Genomic DNA, 15,469 nt, shown 5'->3' on the forward strand with positions numbered 1-15,469 from the left:
CCAATTCACGGCCCACGTGGCGCGAGAACCGCCTTTAGTGCCAATCGGAGGACTCTGTGACCGACCACGACGATTCGGCGCCGGCCGCTCGGAAGAACGCCCCTCTCGATGTGACGGCCAAGCGCATCATCGAGCAGCTGCAGCAGGACGGACGGCGCTCCTACGCCGCCATCGGCAAGGCCGTGGGCTTGTCCGAGGCGGCCGTGCGCCAGCGTGTCCAGCGCCTGCTGGAGACGGGGGTCGTCCAGGTCGTGGGAGTGACCGACCCGGTGATGCTCGGCTTCAGCCGCCAGGCCATGATCGGGGTCCGCGCCGACGGCGACCTGACCGCCGTGGCCGACGAGATCGGCGAACTGGCGGGGGTCGACTATGTGGTGGTGACGGCCGGGTCCTTCGACATCCTGGTGGAGATCGTGGCGGCCGACGACGACCGACTGCTGGAGCTGCTCAGCGCCATCCGCGCGGTGCCCGCCGTCACCGGCACGGAGACCTTCCTGTACCTGAAGCCGCGCAAGCAGAGCCGCGCCTGGGGCACCCGCTGACCTTGCGCGCCCACTCCCCTACTTAAGCAGGGCCTAGAGCAGCGCCATCGCCACGCCGGGAGCGTAGACGAGGACCGCGAAGCGGACGGTGCGCGTCAGGAAGGTCACCACGGCGAAGCTCACCAGCGGCATGCGCAGCGTACCGGCGAGCACGGCGACGACCATGAACGGCGGGATGCTGGTGAGCGAGCTGACCGCGACCAGTCCCGTGGTCCACAGCGGGCGCCCTTCGACCTTGGCGCGCCAGCGCTCCATCCGCTCGGCCCACCGCGACGGTGTCTCGGCGCGGCGCTTGAGCCAGGGGATGTTCAGCGCGCCGCGGCCCACGTAGTAGTAGGGCAGTTTGGCAAGTGTCTGGCCGAGTCCGGCCGCCACCGCCATGCCGAACAGCACTCCGCCGCCCAGCGCCCCCATGCCGACCAGGTACAGCTCGACGTTCAGCACCGGGAAGAGAGCGGACGCGGCGCCGAAGAGGAAGGCCGGCCCGATCCGGGTCAGGAACTCGGTCACAGCGTCAGCTCCGGTTGTCACGGGCCGGGCGGCGGGTCCGGGCGCAGGCTACTTCTCCGCGGCGGCCAGCTGTCCGCAGGCCCCGTCGATCTCCTGGCCGCGGGTGTCGCGGATGGTGACCGGGACTCCGTGCGATTCGAGCCGGCGTACGAACTCGCGCTCGTCCTCGGGCCGGGACGCGGTCCACTTCGACCCGGGAGTCGGGTTCAGCGGGATCAGGTTCACGTGCACCAGGTTGCCTTTGAGCAGGCGCCCCAGCAGGTCGGCCCGCCACGCCTGGTCGTTGATGTCGCGGATCAGGGCGTATTCGACCGAGACGCGGCGGCCGGTGCTGTCGGCATAGCGCCAGGCGGAGTCGAGTACCTCGTCGACCTTCCACCTGTTGTTCACCGGCACCAGCTCGTCGCGCAGCTCGTCGTCGGGGGCGTGCAGCGAGATGGCCAGCCGCACCTGCATGCGCTCGGCGATCAGCTTCTCGACGGCCGGCACCAGGCCCACCGTCGAGACGGTGACACCGCGCTGGGACATGCCCAGCCCGCCGGGCACCGGGTCGGTCATCCGGCGCACCGAGTCCAGCACGCGCCGGTAGTTCGCCAGCGGCTCGCCCATGCCCATGAACACGACGTTGCTGATGCGGCCCGGGCCGCCGGCGACGTCGCCGCGAGCCAGATCGCGCGCGACGCCCACCACCTGGTCCACGATCTCACCGGTGGAGAGGTTGCGGGTGAGGCCGTTCTGGCCGGTGGCGCAGAAGGGGCAGTTCATCCCGCAGCCGGCCTGGGACGACACGCACAGCGTGATGCGGTCGGGGTAGCGCATCAGCACGGACTCGAACAGGACCCCGTCGAACGCCCGCCACAGCGTCTTGCGGGTCATTCCGTTGTCGCACGTGATGTGCCGCACGGGGGTGAGCAGCGTGGGCAGCAGCGCCTCGCCGAGCCGGTCCCGCACCTCGGCAGGCAAGTCGGTCATCGCGGAAGTGTCGGACTCCAGCCGACCGAAGTAGTGCTGGGCGAGCTGCTTGGCGCGGAAGGGCTTCTCGCCGAGTTCGGTGACGACGCCGCGGCGTTCGTCGGGACTGAGGTCGGCGAGGTGGCGGGGCGGCGCGGCCCTGCGCGGTGCGGCGAAAGTGAGCTCGGCAGGCATCGGTGTCCAAGGCGGATCGGAGGCTGGGCGGCGGCCGGAGACGCGACCGGCGATGCGCGGTACTTTAGGGGCCTAATCGACCATTGGCGACGGAAGCCGTAGTACCGCCGGTGCCGCCCGGTCGGGCACTACGGTTCATACTATGCGGCGCTCACGCGGGCGCCGTCCGGCGGAGTCCGGTCGCGTGCCCCTCGCGGACCGGTGCGGCCGCCGACACAGGAGAACCGACGACATCCGACAAGGAGGGCAGGTGGCCGGAACGCGCGTCCTCCTCGACCAGTTCAGCCCTTATCGCAGCCGCCGCGTCATCGTCGAGCACGACTCCCGCACCACGGCCGCCTACCTGCTGGACGCGCGCGGCGCCATCCGCGTACCGGTGTGGCTGGCCAACCACGAGATGGCCCCTGAGACCAGCGCCCCCGAGGGCCTGTACCGCGGCCAGGCGCCGCTGATGCCCGCCGCGCAGACCAAGCACCCGCAGGGGCGGGCGCCCTTCGACGAGTCCGCGCTGCGCGCGGTGTGGTTCGAAGAGGGCGACGGCGTCGCGCTGCTCGACGACGACGGCCTGCTGGCGATCATCCCCGGCTGGGCCGAGGCCGACAGCGGGCTGCCGGGCTACGCCCGCGAGGCCATCGGGCGCACCCCTTACGCCTGGGCGCTGGACCCGGTGGCCGCGCAGCTGTGGCCGCGGGTCGTGCACGCCGAGGCGTACTGGGACTGGCGGTCCGCGCCCAACGCCTGGCGCAGCGTACAGCGGACGGTCTTCAACCACCTCACCCGCACCGTCGGGCCCGCCGGGCACTACTGGGACGTCTCCGACGGCCACGCGCCGCTGATCCGGGTCTCCGAGCGGCCGCCCACCGAGGAGCGGCCCTACACCGTGCTGAGCACGGTGGGCATGTGCGGGCAGCGGATGCCCACGCTGGACCGCTACATGGCCGACACCTCCGCCTACGCCCGCATCGAGTTGGCGCTGGCCACGACCACCCAGGCCCACGTCGCCGCACGCATCTTCCGCTGGATCGGGGCCTTCCCCTGGCGGGCGGTCACCTGGTTCGGCGCCGGGCACACCGTGAAGTGGCTGGACAACCGCGAGGACACCGCGATGCGCGGCTCCAGCGCCGCGGTGCTGCTGGTGGCCGACCCCGCGCCGCTGGCCGGCCCCTCGGGCGAGCTGCCGCCGGACACCTCCGGGCTGACCTTCCACGGCGACCCGGTCACCTGGCTGTGGATCGTCCCGATCACCCGGCCCGAGCACCTGTTCGCCAAGGAGCACGACTCCGCCACTCTCATCGGCAAGCTGGCGGCCGAAGGGCGCAGCTGGATCCTGGGCTGACGGGGGTGGCCGGTGCCGGGCACGAAGGCGCCGAAGGACGTGCCCTACGGCCAGCGCTGGGAGACGACCTCGTCGATCAGATCGGAGACGGCGTTGTAGGTGTGCGTCTGGTTGAACTCGGCCGCCCCCGCACCCAGGGCGAAGGGGGCGACGTCGGCGTCGCTCAGCGCCACCTCGTATCCGTGTGCGGTGGTGACGCGGTGGACGCGGCCCTCCGGCGTCTCCTCGGTGCTGTGGTAGTCGATGATCTTCAGCCCGGCCAGATCCATCAGGATCCGGCCCAAGGTGTCGCGCGGCGGCCAGGATTCCATGAGCTCCCCTCGTGTCGTCCTGCCCCCAGACTGCCAGGGCAGCGGCGGCGGGGGCGGCCACTCGGCGCAATCAAGGGTCACGACGGACCCCGCTTAGCGCCAAAGAACTCTTTGACGGGTCCCAAGGAACCTCCTAAAGTCGTCGCTCGTGCAATCCGACTCCGAAGAAGGCGACCTCGCCGGCCTGCGACTGCTCGCCCATCCCCTACGGCTGCGGCTGCTGTCGCTGCTGACGGCCCAGGCGATGAGCGCTGCCGAGGCCGCCCGCGAACTGGGCGAGACCCAGGCCAACGTCAGCTACCACCTGCGGCGGCTGCACAAGGGCGGCCTGCTTGAGGTCGCCGAGGAGGTGGCGGTTTCCGGCGGGCGGGCGCGGCGCTACCGCCATGTCCCCGATAGCGGACCGGTCGCCCTCGGCGCGGGGCCGAGAGCCGACGGAGCGGACCACAGACAGGTGGCCGCTGCCCTGGCCGCGGAGCTCCAACGCCGCGCGGCGCACGGGCGAACCGGCGAGCCCGTGCACCTGACAGACGCCGAACTGTGGATGGCGCCCGAGGAATGGCGCCGGCTGCGCGACGACTTCTCCGCACTCGGCGCGCGCCTGCACGAGGCGGCCCGCCCTGCCCACACCCCCGGCACCATCCCGACCAGCACCACCGTGGTCATGTTCGCGCTGGCCGAGGAGAACGACCCCGGCGCCGACGCCCCGGAGGGCGAGGTCCGATGACGGCTCCGCCCGACGAACCACCCGGAGCCGCGGAGGCGGGGACTCTCACCGGTCCGGCCGACCACGGCGTCCGCGCGCCGCTGCGTTACCGCGACTTCCGCGGGCTCGCCGCCGGACGGTCGCTGATGTACTTCGGCAATGCGCTGGTCACCGTCGCGCTGGCGTTCGCGGTGCTCGACCTGCCCGGTGGCTCGCCGGTGGACCTGGGGATCGTGCTGGGCGCCCGGTCGATGGCGCTGGTCGTCTTCGCACTACTCGGCGGCGTCCTGGCCGACCGGCTGCCGCGCTCGGTCATCCTGCAGGGGGCCTGCGGGCTCGCCGCCGCCTCCCAGGCGGCCATCGCCGCGAGCGTACTGACCGGCGTCGCGTCGGTGCCGCTGCTGGCCGCGCTGAGCGTGGTCAACGGCACGGTCGCGGCCGTGGGACTGCCCGCCGCCGTCTCCCTGACGCCGCAGACGGTGCCCCCGCACCTGCTGCGCCAGGCCAACGCCGTGGCGCGGATGGGGCTGATGCTCGGCCTGGCGGCGGGGATGTCGGCAGGCGGCGGTGCGGTCGGGCTCGTGGGACCTGGGTGGGCGCTGGCGTTCACCGCCGCCGTCTTCGCCGCAGCGGGCGCCGCGTTCCACTTCGTCCGCGTCGCACCACCGTCCGCGGGCGAGCGCGGCCACCCGCTGCGCGAACTGGCCGAGGGGTGGACCGAGTTCACCGCGCGCCCCTGGGTGTGGGTCGTGGTGCTCCAGTTCATGGTGGTCAACGCGGTCTGGTCGGGCGGGGTGAAGGTGCTCGGCCCCGCGGTCGCCGACGCCACGATCGGACGCGGCCTGTGGGGCGTCGTCCTCAGCGCGGAGACCGTCGGCGCCGTGGTCGGCGGGCTGCTGGCGGCGCGGTGGCAGCCGCGGCGCGCCCTGCTGTTCGGGGTGTCGCTGACCGCGCTGGACGCGCTGCCGCTGCTCACGCTCGGATACGCGCCGTCGGTGCCGTTCCTGCTGCCCGCGATGTTCCTCACCGGGGTGGCACTGGAGCAGTTCGGCGTCGCCTGGGAGGTGTCGGTGCAGCAGAACATCCCGCCGGACAAACTGGCGCGGGTCTACTCCTACGACGCGCTGGGCTCCTTCGTGGCGCTCCCGATCGGCGAGACCCTGGCGGGGCCCTTGGCAGCACTGGTGGGCACCCGGACCACGCTCACGGGCGGCGCCGTGCTCATCGGACTGGCCTGCCTGGCGACCCTTAGCGTTCGCGGGGTGCGCACACTGACCGCGAGATGAGACCGGACCGCCGAGGCGGGCCGGGCGGCGCCGCGGTCAGGGCACCAGCAGAGTCAGCACCACCCAGGCGACCGGCCCGGCGATCAGCAGCGAGTCCACGCGGTCCAGCAGGCCGCCGTGGCCGGGCATGAACCGGCCCATGTCCTTGATGCCCAGATCCCGCTTGACCAGCGACTCGATCAGGTCGCCGACGGTGGCGGCCAGCACCACCGCCACGCCCAGCACCGCACCCGCCCACACGGGGCCGTCCAGCATCAGCGACACCGTGAGCGCGCCCGCCAGCATGCAGGCCAGCACCGATCCCCCGAAGCCCTCCCAGGTCTTGTTCGGGCTGATAACCGGGGCCATCTTGTGCCGGCCCATCAGGATGCCGGCGAAGTAGCCGCCGATGTCGCTGCTGATGGTCACCACGATGAACGCGATCAGCCGCTCCTGGCCGTCGCCCGGAGACGCGATCAGCAGCAGCCAGGTGCCCAGCAGGAACGGGACGTAGATCAGTGTGAACAGGTTGCCGCCGGCGTCGCGCACGTAGCCTTCGGCGCCGTCGCGCAACCGCCACGACAGCGCGGCGATGGCCGTCAGCGCGGTGGCGCCCGCCAGCCACTGGGCTCCGCCGAAATAGGCGCAGACCTGCATCGCGACGCCGCCCACGGCCAGCGGCCACAGCGCGAGCCGCCCGCCGCGCACGGCCAGGCCGCGGTTCAGCTCGCGCAGGCAGATCAGTGTCGCAGCCGAGGTGATGGCCACGAACCCGGCCGAGAAGGGATAGATGGACAGCAGGACGAGCGCGCCGAGCGCAACGCCGCTGGCGATGGCCACCGGCAGGTTGCGTCCGGTACGCACGGGCTCGCCGTCGGGCTTGTGCAGCACGAAGCGCTGCCGCGCGCTCTCGTCGGTGTCGCCGCCGTCCGCATCCCCGCTTTGCGAGGCGCCGTCGGGCGGCGGCACCGGCCCGTCGGGCCACGCGCCGCCGCGGGGTCGGCGCCCCGCGGCGCCGGCGTCCTCGCCAGGCCCGGCGTCTTCCGTGTCGGGCCCCAAGGACGGCGGGTCGAACCTGCCGCGACCGTCGTCCTGCTCGGATCCGGGCTCAATGAACGTCACGGGCGCTAGACCTCGAGCAGCTCGGATTCCTTGTGCTTGAGCAGCTCGTCGATCTCCGCGACGTACTTGTGCGTGATCTCCTCCAGCTCCTCCTGCGCACGGTGGCCCTCGTCCTCGCCGATCTCGCCGGCCTTGACGGCCTTGTCGAACGAGTCCTTGGCGTGGCGCCGGATGTTGCGGATGGACACCCGGCCGTCCTCGGCCTTGCTCCGCACCACCTTGATGTACTCCCTGCGGCGCTCCTCGGTCAGATCCGGGAAGGCCACCCGGATGACGTTGCCGTCGTTGGCGGGGTTCACGCCCAGGTCGCTGTCCCGGATGGCCTTCTCGATCGCCTGCATCGACGACTTGTCGAACGGAGACACGACGACCATGCGCGGTTCGGGAACCGAGAACGACGCGAGTTGGTTGATCGGGGTCTGGGTGCCGTAGTACTCGGCCGTGATCTTGTTGAACGTCGCCGGACCGGGTCGGCCCGTGCGGATCGCGGCGAAGTCCTCCTTGGCGACCACGACCGCCTTCTCCATCTTCTCCTCGGCTTCGAGGAGGGTCTCTTCGGTCATTGGGGCTCCCGTGTGTCGCTTCAGTCCATCTGTCGGGCTGTCGGAGGCCGGCGCCGTGTCAGTGGTCGGCCGGGCAGACTATGGTGCCCATCTTCTCGCCCCGCACGGCGCGGACGATGTTCCCCTCGGCCATCAGGTCGAAGACCACGATGGGCAGGCCGTTGTCCATGCACAGACTGACCGCGGTGGCGTCCATGACCTTCAGGCCGCGGGTGAGCACCTCGTTGTAGTCCAGGCGGTCGAACTTGACCGCGCTGGGGTTGCGGTGCGGATCGGAGTCGTAGACCCCGTCGACCTGGGTCCCCTTGAGGACGGCCTTGGCACCGATCTCCAGCGCCCGCTGAGCGGCCGTGGTATCGGTGGAGAAGAAAGGCGCGCCCAGGCCCGCGCCGAAGATGACGACGCGGCCCTTCTGCAGGTGGCGGACCGCGCGGCGCGGAATGTAGGCCTCGGCGACCTGGCTCATGTGGATGGAGGTCTGGACCCGGGTCTCGACCCCCTGGCGCTCCAGGAAGTCCTGCAGCGCCAGGCAGTTGATGACCGTGCCCAGCATCCCCATGTAGTCGGCCCGGCCGCGCTCCATACCGCGTTCGGACATGGCGGAGCCGCGGAACATGTTGCCGCCGCCGACCACCACGGCGACCTCGATCCCCTCGGCGACGGCGGAGGCGATCGACTCGGCGAGGTACTCGACGACGCCGGCGTCGATACCGAGGTCCTCACCGCCCGCGAACGCCTCGCCGGACAGTTTCAGTACGACACGCCCCCAGCCGGAGTCGTGCATGGCTGGGACCTCCGCGGCGGTATGGCCTTCGGTCTCCGACACGGCGCTCGGCCTCCTTCTGGTTCCCCCGAGTGGTTATGCGGTGCGGGGCGGCCGAACCTGTGCCGAGCCGAGCCCCGCCTGATCCACCGAAGGTGCCGGGGTGGTGTGCACCCCGACACCTCCATCATGTCAAACGACTAGGACTGGCCGACCTTGAAGCGCACGAAGCGGCGCACGGTGACACCGGCTTCGTCGACGATCTGCTGGACCGTCTTCTTGTTGTCCTTGACGAAAGGCTGGGCGAGCAGGGTGGCGTCCTTGAAGAAGCCGTTCACCCGGCCGTCGATGATCTTCGGCAGCGCCTGCTCCGGCTTGCCCTCCTCGCGAGCGGTGGCCTCGGCGATGCGGCGCTCGGCGGCGACGGTCTCCTCGGGCACGTCGTCCTTGCTCACGAAGCCCGGCGCGAGCGCGGCGATCTGCTGGGCGATGTCCTTGCCCACCTCGGCCTCGGCCTTGTCCAGCTCGACGAGCACGCCCATGGTCGGCGGCAGGTCGGGGTCGGACTTGTGCAGGTAGGTGGCCACATAGGCGCCGTCGTACTTCGCGACGCGGCGCAGCTCCAGCTTCTCGCCGATGACGGCGCTGCGCTCCTCGATGACCGTCTGCACGGTCTTTCCGTCGGAGAACTCGCTGTTGGCCACAGCACCGAGCTCGTCGATGTCGCCGGCGGCGACGAGCACGGCGATGTCGGCGGCGAGCTGCTGGAACTGCTCGTTCTTGGCGACGAAGTCGGTCTCGCAGCCCAGCTCGACGAGCACGGCGGAGTTGTCGCTGTCCTGCTTGAGCGCGACGAGCCCGTTGTCTGTGGTGCGCTCGGCGCGCTTGCTGACGGACTTGGCGCCCTTGATCCGCAGGAACTCGACGGCCTTGTCGAAGTCGCCGTCGCTGTCCTCCAGCGCCTTCTTGCAGTCCATCATGCCCGCGCCGGTCATGTCGCGGAGCTTCTTCACGTCAGCGGCGGTGTAGTTCGCCATGGCTGTACTCAAATCCCGTAGGTGTGGGTCGACTGTCTCACTGGGGCGCCCGGACCGCCGCACCCGGCCCGGGCAGGCCCCCCGCGCCGGGTGTCGGTGCGGGGGGCCGGCGATCGGACGTCAGGCTTCCTTCGAGCCCTCGGCCTCGGCCTCGGCCTCGGGCGCGGGCGCCTCGGCCGCAGGGGCCTCGGCCACGGGCGCTTCGGCCGCCACCGGGGCCGCCTCGGCGGCTGCGGGGGCCTCTGCCCCGGGCTCCGTGCCAGGCTGGGCGGACGGCGCCTCGGCGGCGGTCTCGCCCTTCTCCAGCAGCTCGCGCTCCCACTCGGCCAGCGGCTCCTCGCCGGACTTCTCGGTCCCCGCCGGGGCCGAAGCGCCCGAGCGGGCGAGCAGACCGTCGGCGACGGAGTCCGCGACGACGCGGGTGAGCAGGCTGACGCTGCGGATGGCGTCGTCGTTGCCCGGGATCGGGTAGTCGACCTCGTCGGGGTCGCAGTTGGTGTCCAGGATCGCGACGACCGGGATGTTCAGCTTGCGGGCCTCGCTGATCGCGATGTGCTCCTTCTTGGTGTCCACGATCCACACTGCGCTGGGCACGCGGGACATGTCGCGGATACCGCCGAGGGTGCGCTCCAGCTTCTCCTTCTCACGGCGCAGCCCGAGCAGCTCCTTCTTGGTGAGGCCCGAGGCGGCGACGTCGTCGAAGTCGATCTCCTCAAGCTCCTTGAGGCGCTGCAGCCGCTTGTGCACGGTGGAGAAGTTGGTGAGCATGCCGCCCAGCCAGCGCTGGTTGACGAACGGCATCCCGACGCGGCGGGCCTGCTCGTCGATGGCCTCCTGCGCCTGCTTCTTGGTTCCGACGAAGAGGATGGTGCCGCCGTGGGCCACCGTCTCCTTGACGAACTCGTAGGCGCGGTCGATGTAGGCCAGCGACTTCTGCAGGTCGATGATGTAGATGCCGTTGCGCTCGGTGAAGATGAAGCGCTTCATCTTCGGGTTCCAGCGCCGCGTCTGGTGCCCGAAGTGCACACCGCTTTCCAGCAGCTGCCGGATGGTCACGACTGTGGCCATGACTCGGTCCTCCTAGTACGGCGGGCATCCCCGCCCCGGTTGTTCCTGACGCCCCGGCCGCTCCGCCGTGCCGCCGCGGCGGCACGGACCGTGAGAGCGGTCCCCTGCTTGGAAGGCACGGAGGCGTGCGTATTGGTCGGCTCGTGTCGAGCCTGATGGAATTCTAGCCGCCCTGGCGACGCGTCGGCGCCTATCGACGGCCGCCCGCCGGTGTCAAGAACCGCCGAGGGCCGGTTTCCGCCGCCGACGGGCGCCGGGAAGGCCGGGGCGAGCACCGATCGACCGAACCGGCCGGCGGCGCCCGTCCACAGGATCCCGATCGCAGCTGGCCGCGGCATCGACAGGCCGCCAAGCTGGACACATGACGCCTCCCTGCCGCCGCCGCATCCTCTCCATCGCTCTCGTGCCTCCGCTGCTGGTGCTCGCCCTCGCGCCGGCCCTCGCCGAGCAGCCCGCCGCCGCGCAGAGCGGGCACGGGCGCTGGCATCCGCCGCTTGACGGCGACCTGCGGCTGCTGCGGCCCTTCGACCCCCCGCCGCAGCGCTGGCTGCCCGGCCACCGCGGTGTCGACTTCGCGGCCGCACCCGGCACCGAGGTCCGCGCCGCCGGAGGCGGGCGGGTGGCCTTCGCCGGGACCGTGGGCGGCACGGGCGTGGTCAGTGTCGTCCACGGCGCCCTGCGAACGACCTACCTGCCGGTCGTCCCGCGCACCCGGCCGGGGCGACGGGTCGAGGCGGGCGAGGTGATCGCGGCGGTCGCCGCCGATGCCGCGCACTGCCCGGGGGTGCCCTGTCTGCACTGGGGACTGCGCCACGACGGCCGCTACCTGGACCCCCTCGTACTGCTGGGGACGGGGTCGGTGCGCCTGCTGCCGCAGCCGGCGCCCCGCAGCGGCCGCGCACACCGCCGCGCCGCCGGTGGCAGGCTGGTCACGCCCGCGGATGCGCCCGGTTGTAGGTGCGCGTCAGGCGTTCGATCGAGACGTGGGTGTAGATCTGGGTGCTCGACAGCGACGCGTGGCCGAGGATCTCCTGGACGCTGCGCAGGTCGGCCCCTCCGTCGAGGAGGTGGGTGGCCGCGCTGTGGCGGAGGGCGTGCGGAGCGGCGTCGGTGCCGTGGGAGCGCAGGTAGGAGTGTACGTCGCGGCGCGCCGAACGAGTGCCGAGCCGACCACCCCGCGCACCGAGGAACAGCGCGGGGCCGCTCGCGGGGACCGCCATCCGGGGGCGGCCCTCAAGCAGCCAGGCGCCCACAGCCTCCAGGGCCGGAGCACCCACCGGCACCACGCGCTCCTTGCCGCCCTTGCCGTACACGCGCAGGGTGCGGCGGTCCCGATCGATGTCGTCGACATCGAGCCCGCACAGTTCGGCCACGCGGATACCGGTGGCGTAGAGGACCTCGACCACCGCTCGCGAGCGCAGTAGCGGCGCGGCGCCGCCGGCGTCCGGGGAGGACTCCGCGGTCCCGAGCGCTCGGGTGGTCTCCTGCTCGCTGAGGACAGCAGGCAGCGCCCGGTGCGGGCTCGGCGCCGACAACTGCGGACCGGGGTCGTGGCCGATGCGGCCCGTGCGGTGCAGGAAGGCGGTGACCACCCGGGCGGCGGCGACCCGCCGCGCCATGGTGGAGCGCCCGGCTCCGCGGTCGCGCATGCGGGCGAGCCAGCCGCGCAGCGCGGCGATGTCGAGTCCGCCGACACCACACCCGGTCTCGTCCAGGTAGTCCAGCAGCGAGCGGGCGTCGCCGAGGTAGGCGCGCACGGTGTGCGGCGACCGGTCGGTGGCGAGGTGGCCGCGCAGGTCCTCCAGCAGTGACCGCCTCTCGGGCGGATCCGCGCTCACTCGGACTCCGCGGGGCCGTGTCCGCGCGGCAGCCGGGCGGTGGCGGCTACCTCGATCGGGAAACGCGGGGCCACCAGCCCGCTCACCTCGACGAGCGTGCTCGCCGGGCGTGGCTCGTGCACCGGGTGCCCGCCGGTGGCCCGGCGCAGAGCGCCCGAATCCGCCATACGGCGCAGGTAGTAGGCGGCCTCGACCGGGTGGCGGGAATCGGCCCCGTGCCGGGCGAGCGCGGCGTCGATGTCGCGGGATACCTGCCGCGCCCGGAGCGCCGAGTCGCCGTCGGCGAGCAGCCCGTTGGCCGCGACGGCATCGCTGTACCTCTGCACCATCGGCCCCTCCTGTCGTTCCCACACCTGTGATACCCCGACAGCACCGAGCCTGGAACAGCCGGCCGGCCGGGTGCAAGCCGATCGGAATCGGTTTTCCGCCAGATGAGTGGGTCGAGCGTCGTCGATGGCCGAAGGCGGCGCAGGTCCGCTGGGCGGCCTTGCGGGTCTGCCGGGTGGAGGGCGGTCTTGCAGAAAAGCGGCGCCGAGAGCGGCGGGTGGCCGGGCCTGCGGTCGTCGCACCGGGTGCCCGCCGGTGGCGGTGCGTGGCGGGGCGGCGTTGGGCCGCGGCGGGCCGGTCGGCGCATCTATTGCGCGGTTTCCGCCGGATTCCGGCCCGCGGGTTGGTCGAAACCCCGCAATAGGTGGCACCGGTCCCGCCGAGTCTGTCTATCGCGAACTTATGGTCGCAGGAAGGCGTATTCCGCGGCCATAAGTTCGCGATCATCGCCGGATGGACCGGCATAGGGGACCTACCGGCGCCGGCGGGCCGGCTGGGTGTCGCCGTGTCCCCTGCCGGGCCCGCACAGGGTGGAGGCAGCGCGGCGGGGCGCGGTCGCGGGTGCCCGCACGGCCCGGTGGCGCCGGATCGGGGGCCGGGGGGCGACGACACGTCGCTCGTGGCGCCCGGGCGCGGCCGACGGGGGCCCCACCCCCGATGGAGTGGAATTTTGGGGGCCTATGCCCGTTTTGCGGGCGGCCTCGGCGGACGCGGCGGCCACGAGGTGCACGAAAAGTTGACGTCGGGGGTGTTTTCGCGCCATTCGGCGCGCCTCGTGCGCCCTCGCCGCCACAGTGCGGATGGTGGCCCGCCGGGGACTCGGGCATTGGTGGACAGAACACCCCATTTTCTTTCGTATCGCGGAATGACGTTGCCAAGCTGGCGCCTCGGGGCGGCACCGAGGCGGGTGCCGCCGCACGTACGTGCATCTCGTGGCCCCGACCCGGCCGCATGACCGCCGCCGAGAGCCCCGCGTCGCGCCCTCACCGGTAACCGGGCGGCGGCCCTCCGGGCCTCGACCACCCGCGGCCGGGGCCGGTGACCGCCGCCCCGACTACCGCAGACCCGGCCCCGCCGGCGTCGTCGCCGCTCTCGTCGGGCGCCGCCACCGGTGAGCACCGGAACCGACGACCGCGGGCCGAACCCTGCGCCGTCCTCGGCGCCGCTTTTCCCTACAGGACCACCCATTCCACCCGGCAGACCGACAAGGCCGCCCAGCAGACCGAGGCCGCTTCGCCGGTGGCGGCCCCCGGCGGGCACCCGGCCCGTTGGGCTCAGGGCCAACCACCCGCCACCGTCGCCGCCGCTTCTCGGTCAAGATCACCCGCCACCCGGCAGACCGACAAGGGCGCACAGCAGAGCCGAGCCGCCTCCGCCGAGCGCCGCCACCGGCGAGCACCCGAACCGACGTCCGCGGGCCCGGCCCCCACGCCGCCCTCGCCGCCTCGTCGGATGAGCCACCGGCGAGCACCCGAACCGACCCTCGCAGGCGCCACCCCGCGGCGTCGTCGCCGCCCCTCGTCGGGCGACCCGCCCCCAGCCTCGGGCGCGCGACCGACCGCCTGCGAACACCGACGGCATCGGACTCACTCGGACAAGGGCGTTCCCCATCGCGAAGGCGGCCGACCGAGTGCGCACCGGCGCATCACGGAGGCTTCTCCGCGGATCGGGTAGTACTCGTGCCGCTGCGCGTGCGCCACCCCGAGGCTCCGCGCTCGATGAAACCGGCGGCTGCCAGGAGGCCCAGGCGGCTGAGCGCGGTGTCGAGGTCGAGGTCGCAGGCCGCGGCGACGGCGGCTGTACCGACACAGGCGCGGTCGGGGATGCTGTCGAGTACCCGCCGGGCGGAATCGTCCAAGGCGCCGCGGTCGAGCGCGGTGCCGTCCTCGGGGCGCAGATCGGCGCCGATCCGGCCGACCTGCTCGACGACGTCGCCGGTGCCGGTGACGCAGACGGCGCCGCCGTCGCGCAGCAGCCGGTGGCAGCCCGCCGACAACGCCGAGGTGATCGGGCCCGGTACCGCCATGACCGCGCGGTGCAACTCCTCTGCGTGCCGCGCCGTGTTCAGGGCTCCGCTGCGCAGACCGGCTTCGACGACCACGGTCCCGGGCGTGAGGGCGGCGATGATCCGGTTGCGTACCAGGAAACCGTGCCTGGAGGGCGACGCGCCTGGCGGGTGCTCGCTCACCAGGACTCCGTGCGCGGCGATGTCGGTGAACAGGTTCTCGTTGCCACGCGGGTAGATCTGGTCCAGCCCGCAGGCGAGAACGGCCACGGCGGGGGCCGACGCCGCGAGTCCACCGCGGTGGGCGGCGGAGTCGACGCCGTAGGCGCCGCCGGAGACCACCGCCCACGAACGCTGCCCTAGGCCCCACGCGAGGTCGGCGGCGACGTGGCGGCCGTAGGCCGTCGCGGCGCGGGCACCCACCACGGCGACCGAGCGCAGGCACGCGTGTCGCAGGTCGTGCGACCCGCGCACCCAGAGGGCGTAGGGGCGGCGCTCCCGGAGCTGATCGAGTTGAGTGGGCCAGCCCGGATCGCCCGGAACGACGAGCCGGCTGCCCAGCTCGGCGGTGGCCGCCAGCAGGGCGTCGACGTCGAGCCGCGCCGCCCGCTCCCGCCAGCGCCCCGCCCGCCGGGCGAAGCCGTCCGCACGGACACCCGGCGGCGCCTGCAGCGTTCCTCCACCGCACAGCGTCTCCCACAGCGCGGCGGCACCGTACTCGTCGAGCAGCGCCCCGGCGGCGGGGTCGCCGGGGTCGGCCACGGTGGTCAAGCACGCCCGAGCCGTGGCGTCGTCGGAGCCCGGCGGTTCGTCCGCCCGGTCCGGCGGCCGGGGAACAGGCCGCGCGGGCGGTGGAGCGCCCTGCTCGGGCGATCCGGAGGGGTCGCGGTCGTCGGCGACGGAGCCGGTGGAACCGTTCATGGTGGCGAC

15 protein-coding genes and 1 pseudogene are annotated in these 15,469 nt (G+C 72.7%); 5 read left to right on the forward strand and 11 right to left on the reverse strand.

From position 1 onward, the window contains the following. Positions 1 to 56: 56 nt before the first annotated feature. Positions 57 to 542 (forward strand): Lrp/AsnC family transcriptional regulator, encoded by a 486-nt coding sequence (locus tag EKD16_RS18995; protein WP_131099704.1) that lies wholly within the window; start codon positions 57 to 59, stop codon positions 540 to 542. 33 nt (positions 543 to 575) lie between these two features. On the opposite strand, the gene EKD16_RS19000 is transcribed toward EKD16_RS18995, so the two are convergent. Both EKD16_RS19000 and rlmN read right to left on the reverse strand, forming a co-directional pair. Next, on the reverse strand, positions 576 to 1,052 hold the full coding sequence (locus EKD16_RS19000) for a VTT domain-containing protein (protein WP_242677058.1): 477 nt from the start codon (positions 1,050 to 1,052) through the stop codon (positions 576 to 578). Between the two features lie 48 nt (positions 1,053 to 1,100). Beyond that, on the reverse strand, positions 1,101 to 2,198 hold the full coding sequence (gene rlmN, locus EKD16_RS19005) for a 23S rRNA (adenine(2503)-C(2))-methyltransferase RlmN (RefSeq protein ID WP_131099706.1): 1,098 nt from the start codon (positions 2,196 to 2,198) through the stop codon (positions 1,101 to 1,103). Between the two features lie 250 nt (positions 2,199 to 2,448). On the opposite strand from rlmN, the gene EKD16_RS19010 reads away from it, so the two are divergent. Continuing rightward, positions 2,449 to 3,534, forward strand: a complete 1,086-nt coding sequence (locus EKD16_RS19010) for a suppressor of fused domain protein (protein ID WP_131099708.1) — start codon at positions 2,449 to 2,451, stop codon at positions 3,532 to 3,534. A gap of 44 nt (positions 3,535 to 3,578) precedes the next feature. Here EKD16_RS19010 and EKD16_RS19015 read toward each other — a convergent pair whose 3' ends face one another. After that, positions 3,579 to 3,845: a hypothetical protein gene (locus EKD16_RS19015; protein ID WP_131099710.1), complete on the reverse strand. Its 267-nt coding sequence runs from the start codon at positions 3,843 to 3,845 to the stop codon at positions 3,579 to 3,581. Between the two features lie 148 nt (positions 3,846 to 3,993). Between EKD16_RS19015 and EKD16_RS19020 the strand changes: the two genes are divergently transcribed. Then, entirely contained in the window at positions 3,994 to 4,572 is a 579-nt protein-coding gene (locus tag EKD16_RS19020; RefSeq protein WP_131099712.1) for a helix-turn-helix domain-containing protein, read from the forward strand. Then, positions 4,569 to 5,837, forward strand: a complete 1,269-nt coding sequence (locus EKD16_RS19025; protein ID WP_131099714.1) for an MFS transporter — start codon at positions 4,569 to 4,571, stop codon at positions 5,835 to 5,837. The genes EKD16_RS19020 and EKD16_RS19025 overlap by 4 nt, the downstream gene beginning before the upstream one ends. Before the next feature lie 36 nt (positions 5,838 to 5,873). Here the strand turns inward: EKD16_RS19025 and EKD16_RS19030 are convergent, their stop codons facing one another. From EKD16_RS19030 to rpsB, 5 genes are all read right to left on the reverse strand, one after another. Next, entirely contained in the window at positions 5,874 to 6,929 is a 1,056-nt protein-coding gene (locus tag EKD16_RS19030) for a phosphatidate cytidylyltransferase (protein WP_394347350.1), read from the reverse strand. A gap of 14 nt (positions 6,930 to 6,943) precedes the next feature. Next, complete coding sequence (gene frr / locus EKD16_RS19035) at positions 6,944 to 7,501, reverse strand: ribosome recycling factor (protein ID WP_131099716.1); 558 nt, start codon at positions 7,499 to 7,501, stop codon at positions 6,944 to 6,946. Positions 7,502 to 7,559: 58 nt separating this feature from the next. Continuing rightward, positions 7,560 to 8,285 (reverse strand): UMP kinase, encoded by a 726-nt coding sequence (gene pyrH, locus EKD16_RS19040; protein WP_242677459.1) that lies wholly within the window; start codon positions 8,283 to 8,285, stop codon positions 7,560 to 7,562. A 179-nt stretch (positions 8,286 to 8,464) separates the two neighbouring features. Then, complete coding sequence (gene tsf / locus EKD16_RS19045) at positions 8,465 to 9,301, reverse strand: translation elongation factor Ts (protein ID WP_131099720.1); 837 nt, start codon at positions 9,299 to 9,301, stop codon at positions 8,465 to 8,467. Positions 9,302 to 9,421: 120 nt separating this feature from the next. Continuing rightward, the gene (gene rpsB / locus EKD16_RS19050) at positions 9,422 to 10,369 is read right to left on the reverse strand and encodes a 30S ribosomal protein S2 (RefSeq protein ID WP_131099721.1); all 948 of its coding nucleotides are present in this window, start codon (positions 10,367 to 10,369) and stop codon (positions 9,422 to 9,424) included. A gap of 361 nt (positions 10,370 to 10,730) precedes the next feature. Here rpsB and EKD16_RS19055 point away from each other — a divergent pair. Then, positions 10,731 to 11,144, forward strand: a pseudogene (locus EKD16_RS19055) (peptidoglycan DD-metalloendopeptidase family protein); the annotation flags it as partial. 154 nt (positions 11,145 to 11,298) lie between these two features. On the opposite strand, the gene EKD16_RS19060 reads toward EKD16_RS19055, so the two are convergent. The 3 genes from EKD16_RS19060 to dprA form a co-directional block, all read right to left on the reverse strand. Then, on the reverse strand, positions 11,299 to 12,207 hold the full coding sequence (locus EKD16_RS19060; RefSeq protein WP_131099722.1) for a tyrosine recombinase XerC: 909 nt from the start codon (positions 12,205 to 12,207) through the stop codon (positions 11,299 to 11,301). Continuing rightward, positions 12,204 to 12,536: a RidA family protein gene (locus tag EKD16_RS19065; protein WP_131099724.1), complete on the reverse strand. Its 333-nt coding sequence runs from the start codon at positions 12,534 to 12,536 to the stop codon at positions 12,204 to 12,206. The genes EKD16_RS19060 and EKD16_RS19065 overlap by 4 nt, the downstream gene beginning before the upstream one ends. Positions 12,537 to 14,179: 1,643 nt before the next feature. After that, positions 14,180 to 15,460, reverse strand: a complete 1,281-nt coding sequence (dprA, locus tag EKD16_RS19070) for a DNA-processing protein DprA (RefSeq protein WP_131099727.1) — start codon at positions 15,458 to 15,460, stop codon at positions 14,180 to 14,182. Between the last annotated feature and the right edge of the window lie 9 nt (positions 15,461 to 15,469).

Source organism: Streptomonospora litoralis (assembly GCF_004323735.1).
Lineage (GTDB): Bacteria > Actinomycetota > Actinomycetes > Streptosporangiales > Streptosporangiaceae > Streptomonospora > Streptomonospora litoralis.